General features: G+C 66.5%; 6 protein-coding genes. 3 read left to right on the top strand and 3 right to left on the bottom strand.

The window, feature by feature from the left end:
* The 3 genes from U9980_RS19475 to U9980_RS19465 form a co-directional block, all read right to left on the bottom strand.
* Positions 1-483 (bottom strand): DUF4011 domain-containing protein (locus U9980_RS19475; RefSeq protein ID WP_322769233.1); only part of this gene is annotated, 483 nt, incomplete at its 3' end.
* 613 nt (positions 484-1,096) lie between these two features.
* Positions 1,097-1,792 carry a 2'-5' RNA ligase family protein gene (locus U9980_RS19470; protein WP_322769232.1) on the bottom strand — a complete coding sequence of 232 codons (696 nt, stop codon included), beginning with the start codon at positions 1,790-1,792 and terminating at the stop codon, positions 1,097-1,099.
* On the bottom strand, positions 1,789-3,123 hold the full coding sequence (locus U9980_RS19465) for a helix-turn-helix transcriptional regulator (RefSeq protein ID WP_322769231.1): 1,335 nt from the start codon (positions 3,121-3,123) through the stop codon (positions 1,789-1,791). Before U9980_RS19465 ends, U9980_RS19470 begins: the two co-directional genes overlap by 4 nt.
* A gap of 620 nt (positions 3,124-3,743) precedes the next feature.
* Here U9980_RS19465 and U9980_RS19460 point away from each other — a divergent pair.
* From U9980_RS19460 to U9980_RS19450, 3 genes are all read left to right on the top strand, one after another.
* Positions 3,744-4,508 carry a hypothetical protein gene (locus U9980_RS19460; protein ID WP_322769230.1) on the top strand — a complete coding sequence of 255 codons (765 nt, stop codon included), beginning with the start codon at positions 3,744-3,746 and terminating at the stop codon, positions 4,506-4,508.
* A 92-nt stretch (positions 4,509-4,600) separates the two neighbouring features.
* The gene (locus U9980_RS19455; RefSeq protein ID WP_322769229.1) at positions 4,601-5,524 is read left to right on the top strand and encodes a phosphotransferase; all 924 of its coding nucleotides are present in this window, start codon (positions 4,601-4,603) and stop codon (positions 5,522-5,524) included.
* Positions 5,494-6,178: class I SAM-dependent methyltransferase (locus U9980_RS19450; protein WP_322769228.1), on the top strand; the 685-nt coding region annotated here is incomplete at its 3' end. The genes U9980_RS19455 and U9980_RS19450, both read left to right, overlap by 31 nt.

Here is a 6,178-nt window from a genome sequence, read left to right as displayed (position 1 = left end):
GCGTCGCAGGAGGTGCAGCAGCACCTGGTTGATCTGTATCTCGTCGCCGGCCTCGAGATGGAAGTCGCTACCCGTGGGGTCGATCGGCGTGATCTCAACGGGCCGTAGCAGTACCGGCGCGTTCGGCCGGGGGATGACCGGTGAGGAGCCACCGGGCGGCGTCCACGACAGGGCTCCGTAGATCAGGAAAGCAGGTCGGATGCCCTGTTCTTCTTCGACAACCCGGGCCTTTCTGCGGATGTTCTTGGCGGCTGCCAGGGCGCGGAGGTTGGCGTCCGGATCGGGGAAAAGGTCGGATAGCCGGACCTGCCTGCCGTCAAGCAGCAGTCCCAGAACGTTGGGGGCGCTGTCGACCAGATCGAGGGTGGTGGTCCTGGTGTGGCGGAAGTTGAGGAGGGTGTTGCGCCCGGAGATGTCGATGAGATCTTCCGCCCAGGTGGAGGCGGCAGCCTCGACGACCCGGCGACGATTCTGCGTGGACAAGGCGTACTCCTGGATGTCCCAACCTCGGTCAGGTGACCGATGGTGCCGGCTTTTCGGACGAACCGACCATCATCGGGGATACGGCCACCAGTGTCCACCATGCGAGGTAGGGGCATCGTGCAGGGTCAGCGGCTGTCCACATTCGTCAGTGATGGCGGCCGGGACGAGCTGCCGGATCGACACAGGTGGGCGGTCAAGCGGTCAATATGCCGCGTCGGGGGATTGCCCCGGGTAGATCCGCGCGCCATCAGCGTTCGCCGCGCAGCTCGGCGAGCCACTCCTCGGACGTGCGGCCGGTCGGATTAGTTGCGGGCTCGGGCAGATGCGCCAGTCGGAAGACCGGTGGCGTCATGCCCGCCGGCGTGCAGCAGCCTGGACAGCTCCTGTACGAAGAAGGGGTTGCTGCCGGTCCGGGCGTGCATCGTCGGCGTTTTCCTCGCCACAGTGTTCGCGATCCCGTTCGCCGACCGGGGGGGCCGCCGGAACCGTTGCGAAGGCCGAACGAACGGATCATTTCGCCCACGGCTCGTCGGCCCGGTGCAGGTCGTCGATGACGAGGCCGCCCGCTTCACCGGCCAGATGAACGCCGTTGACGCCGGGGGAACCGGCGCCCTCAACGGCGCGGGGGTGCGAGGGGGAGATCTGCCAGGGGTAGTCGGGTCACGGTCTCCCACCGGTATGTACGACCTTCGCGGCGCAGCTCGACCAGGGCGACGGCTTTGATCAGAACGCCGGCTCGGGGTAGCTCCCGAAGCGCCTCGACTGCCTGGATGATCGGGCGCGCGTCGGTCGGGCTGTTGCAGTACGCGATGCCGACGTGTGGCCGGAAGCCGTGTGGCTTGGCGATGGCCGCGGCTGGTCCGAGCGTGGCGGCGGTGGCGTTGATGATCCGATTGCGCAGGTCGATGACGGGTTCCCACGGCACGACGCTGAACCGGACCGCGCCGGAGGACCCGGCGAGCGGTCCCACGGTCAGGGCGAAAGTTTGGACGTCGGAGAGCTGCTGTCGCGTCTCGTTGACGGCCTTCTCGACTTCGATGGTCGTGGTCTCGTCGGCGAAGGCAAGTCGCTGAAGGGTGAGGTGCAGCCCGTCGGCCGGAACCGGGTCGAGGACAGGTAGGTGTAGCCGGGCCTGGCATCTGGCGGCAAGGTCGCAGAGCTCGTCCGCGTCCTCGAAGGTCAGCATCCAGTGATACGACCGGCGTCCGGGTGTCCAGCCTGGGCGGTCCCAGTGGTTGGTGAGAGTGTCGAGCGCGGCGAAGCGGTGCCAGTCCTCAGCGACAGGATCCGCCGTGGGTGCGACGGTCACCGGCTTCCGCCCGGTGGGAGAGCGAGCGCGCGGGATGCCTCGGCGAGTTCAGTCACCGGGCCGATCTGCCGCCAGGGCTGCGTCTGGGTGACGAGTTCGCGGCTGCGACGGCGGATGGACTCGATCGGGTTGCCGGCAGCGGTAGTCAGAGCCTCGATGCCCAAGGTTGCGGCCTGCTCCGGGTCGGGGGATTCGGAGAGCAGTAAGGCTGTCGCCAGGTCCAGCCGGACGAGACAGCGGCTCCACATCGACGGGGACTGGTCGGCGACCTGGGCCGCCATGTCGGCATACTCCCGCACTCGGCCCGGCTCGCCCAGCGAGACGTACGCGGTTGCGGCGTTTGCGGTGATGCGGGCCACGCTATAGGGCTCGAAGGAGATGCAGGGCGACATGCCACCGGGTACCGGGTGGCGCTCGGCCAGCTCGAACGCCTCGCCCACTGCCTTGCCGACACCGTCTCGGTCGCCGAGTCGGCCCAGCGCGCGGGCTTCTCCGTTTACTGCAAGCCGGATCGACTGCCCCGATCCGGCGGCGAGCCGGCGACCTTCGCAGGCGAACTCCAAAGCGGCCTGGTAATTGCCGGCGTAGTACTCGCACAGACTCTGGGTACCGCGAACCCACGCGGCGAGGTCGCGCTGTCCGAGAAGATCGACGATCTGAAGTGCTTCCAGGCAGTAGGCGCGTGCGAGCCCGAACCTGCCGGTGTTGACCGCCATGTATCCGAGCATCCCGGACAGGCGACCGGCGATCTCGTACAGTCGATCACGCTGTCGGGGCGGCTGGCGCCCGTCAAGTAGACTCTGCACGCGGCGGCGCTGCTTCAGCACCCGCGGTGCCAGAGCGTCCGGTCCAGCAATCTCGTACTCGTCGGCGATTACAGAGATCAGCACGTCGAAGTGCGCGAGGACGGCCGGACTGACGTTGGACGTGCCGAGAGCGTCGATCCGTTGCCCGATCTCCTCGACTGAGTCCGGATCTTCGCGTAATACGTCGGGTTCGGTAGTCGATCGTTGCAGCGGTACGGCCTGGCGGCCGGCTTCCGTTCGCGGCGCGAGCCCGAACCGCATGCGAGCACGGTCTGGCAGGTCGAGGCCATCGGCGACGCGTTCGAACACATCGAACTCCGTAGCGACCCGCTTGCCGTTGAGGTACTTGCTGATCTCGGACTGCGCCATGCCTACGCGCATACCTATGCCGGCCTGGCTCGCCCCGGCGTACTGGTGCACCAGCCGGAACACCGCGCAGACATTCCGTTTCGTCAGTGCCTCGACGACCTGGGGGCGATCCCAGAAGGCTGTTGGGATGACGAACGTGGACGGATCATGACGCACGTTGACTCACCTCGTCCGGATGTCGCTCTTCGTAGCCGATCGTAGCCTTCATATGTCAACGCGGAGGACTCCTTCGAGACTTCGCGGTCGCGCGTGGACGACGCACCCGGCGAGCACGGCCGTCCATGGCCGGGAGCAGGCTGCGCCACGGACCGGCCCGTATGGTCGGCGTCTGGTCGAGGTCGGCATCTTGGTTTTTGTGTGGTGCCCCGTGGTGTTCGCGTGATGGGGCGGACCGCTGTGTTCTTTATGTTTTGTTTTTAGATCACGTCCTGAGAGGCGTGCACCCCGGTGGTACGGCAGTCCGCCGACGATGGTCTGGGGTGGTGGATCGGAAATCCAGGGCGTGTCGCCATGGCTCGGCGCACTGGATTTCCAAGGATGCCGCCATGGCGTCGCGCACTGTCGTCAGGGATCGGAACTGGCTGAGGATTAATCCGTTGGCACGGCTTTCCGGCGGCTTTCATCCGAGGGCCATGCATCCGCCGGTCGGGGCCGTGCCGGCAAGACGTCGGTGCCGGCCGGGCTGACTCGGTCCCCGTTCGGCACCGACCTGACGTCGGCCATGAAGCGCTGCGTTCCTGCGGCGCATTCAGGATGATCCGAAAGGACGATACGTGATGCCCGCCAGAAAATCCGACTCCGAGGTGTTCACCGTCGAGATGGCCGAACCCTTCACCTCGAACTGGGAGCGCATCCCGGGAATCTCGGTGGATGGTCCGAGAGTGACGATCGACCCGGACCGTTATTTCTTCCGGCGCAGCGAGGCGCCGGTGTGGATGCTGGTCGACTGGGACCTCGTGGTCGAGCGGCTGCTGTCAGCCGAGGAGACCGAGGAAGCGACGGTCGAGCAGAAGACATTGGAGTTCGTGCGTGCTTTCGGGCAGCGCACGCAGGACCCGGCAGCGGTGTTGCGGACGGCGGACCGCGTCTACCGCCACCTGTTCTCGGGTGACCGGCTCGACGATCCGGACTTGTCCGGGGTCAGCGCGCAGGACGTCCGGATTCTGCGGGAGTCGGCGACCTTCGCCGCGCTCAACCGGGTGGCGATGACCGGGGAGATCACCGACATCGGCCCGGCGTGGTTCTTCCCGGCCACGGCGCGGGTTGTATACGACCTCGATGCGGACGGCGCCGAGCGGGTCGACGACCTCTACCACGGCGGATTCTTCAACGAGTATCGCCGGGTGGAGGCCGTGAAGGCCCATGCTGCCCTCGGGGGCAGGCTCGTGCACGGCTGCCAGTCGTCGGCGAACATGTCCGGAGGCGCGGTCGTCCCGTTCGGGGTCGACCTCGACCGCTTCCGGGCCGAGCTGTCGACGTTCAAACAGACCTGGACCTCCTCCATCCTCAATCTGGTCACGGCCCGGCCGGTGTCGGTCTGACCTGGTGTTCGTGCAGACCGGCGATGGTGGCGGTCCCCTCCACCGTCGTCGGTCTGCACCCCAAGTGCTGCGCCTGAAAGGACAGATGACGAATGAACGACGCGGCGGTCCTGCTCGACGAACTGACCGCGCAGATGGGGCTTGGCGGCCCGGCCGCCCGATCGGTGGTGCGGGTGTGGGCACTGTCCGGGGTCGAGCGGGTGAGACTGGCAGATGGCAGAAATGTGATCTTCAAGTATGCGAGGGAGCCGTTCACCGGTGAAGCGGCCGTCCTGCGTTACGTGGCCGTGCAGGGTGTTCCGGTGCCCCGTGTCGTGGCCAGTATTGTTCACGAGGGAGTACTCGGGATGTTGTTGGAGGATCTCGGGGAATCGGTCCGGGTCGCCGCTGCGGCCGACGGAGCGAAGGCGGCAGTCGCCGTCCACGATGCCGAGATCCCGGATTTTCTGCGGGTCCTGGACCGGGCAGGGCTGATCGAACTGCCGCGTCAGGCGTTGAAGAGCCTGGTCGAGCTATGGTCGCGGGGCCGGTGGATGACGGCTGTCGACCTCGATGGTGTCCTGGCTGCGATCGAGGAGCAGGCGGACCGGCTGTCCGCAGGCACGGACCTACCGCCGTTCGGGCTCTGTCACAGCGAGTTCCACCCGACCAGCCTGCATGTCGGGGCGGCGAACTGGCGGCTGCTGGATTGGGCGCGGGCGTTCGTCGGCCCGGGGCTACTCGACCTCGCGTCCTGGCAGGGCACCACCGGACTTGTGGACCCGGCAGCGTTGCGACGCTTGATCTGGGCGTACATCCGGACAGGAGGGCACGGGGAGGCGTCCCGGCCACGCGCGGGATTACAACCGGAGATGTGGGCGCTGGGCTGGCACCGGCTGTGGGCTGTTGCCTGGTACCTCGAACAGGCCACTACATGGATCAACGACCCGACGCAGGACACCTTTGTCGAACAGGTCGTCCGTCGCCACCTGGGAGAAGCCGTTACGTGTCTGAACATCTCGATCCCGTCGCGGTGAACACGGCGGTGTGGGAACAACACGCCCGCGCGCGCATCGTGGCCGGCGACCTCGACCGGCGGCCTGCCGTCCACCAGTTCCGCTGGACCCGTACCAGCATTGATGATCCCGGTCCCGAGCTGCTGGGCGATGTCCGCGGTAAACACGTCGTCGAACTCGGGTGCGGTACCGGCGACAACCTCGCCTACCTCGTTGATCATCGTGGCGCCTTGGGCGTCGGGATCGACCCGGCACCCTCCCAGCTCCGCCGCGCTCGTGCCCGCTGGCCCTCCCCGGTCTTCCATTGCACCGACGCCGCCCCTTACCTCGCCACCTGCGAACCTATTGACGTCTGCTACTCCGTCTTCGGTGCCATCGGATTCTGCCCGCCCGCACCACTGCTAAAGCTTATATACAACCGACTTGTTCCCGGTGGGCTCCTTGCCTTCTCGATCCGATCAGGTGGACTGGCAAAGACGCGCAAGCCGACGTGTCGACTGGATTTTCTTGAAGGCATGCAAGGTCCAGTCGTTCGTTACGATTGCGGTAGCGACGAGTGGACAGACATATTTGATCGCATGGGCTTCTGTGTCGCCGTTGCGATCGTTGCCGACGAAGCCAGCGGGCCGACAACGCTGATTCTAGCGGCGCACCTCGGCGCTTCTACCGAGACAG

Source organism: Protofrankia sp. Cr1 (genome assembly GCF_963555865.1).
Taxonomy (GTDB): Bacteria; Actinomycetota; Actinomycetes; order Frankiales; family Frankiaceae; genus Protofrankia.
The sequence above is the reverse complement of the archived record's forward strand: the minus strand, read 5'-3'. Positions and strand labels throughout refer to the sequence as shown.

Excerpts from the sequence above, each read along its gene's own strand:
- U9980_RS19460 (WP_322769230.1), top strand. The coding sequence starts at position 3,744 with ATGCCCGCCAGAAAATCCGACTCCGAGGTGTTCACCGTCGAGATGGCC.
- U9980_RS19455 (WP_322769229.1), top strand. The coding sequence starts at position 4,601 with ATGAACGACGCGGCGGTCCTGCTCGACGAACTGACCGCGCAGATGGGG.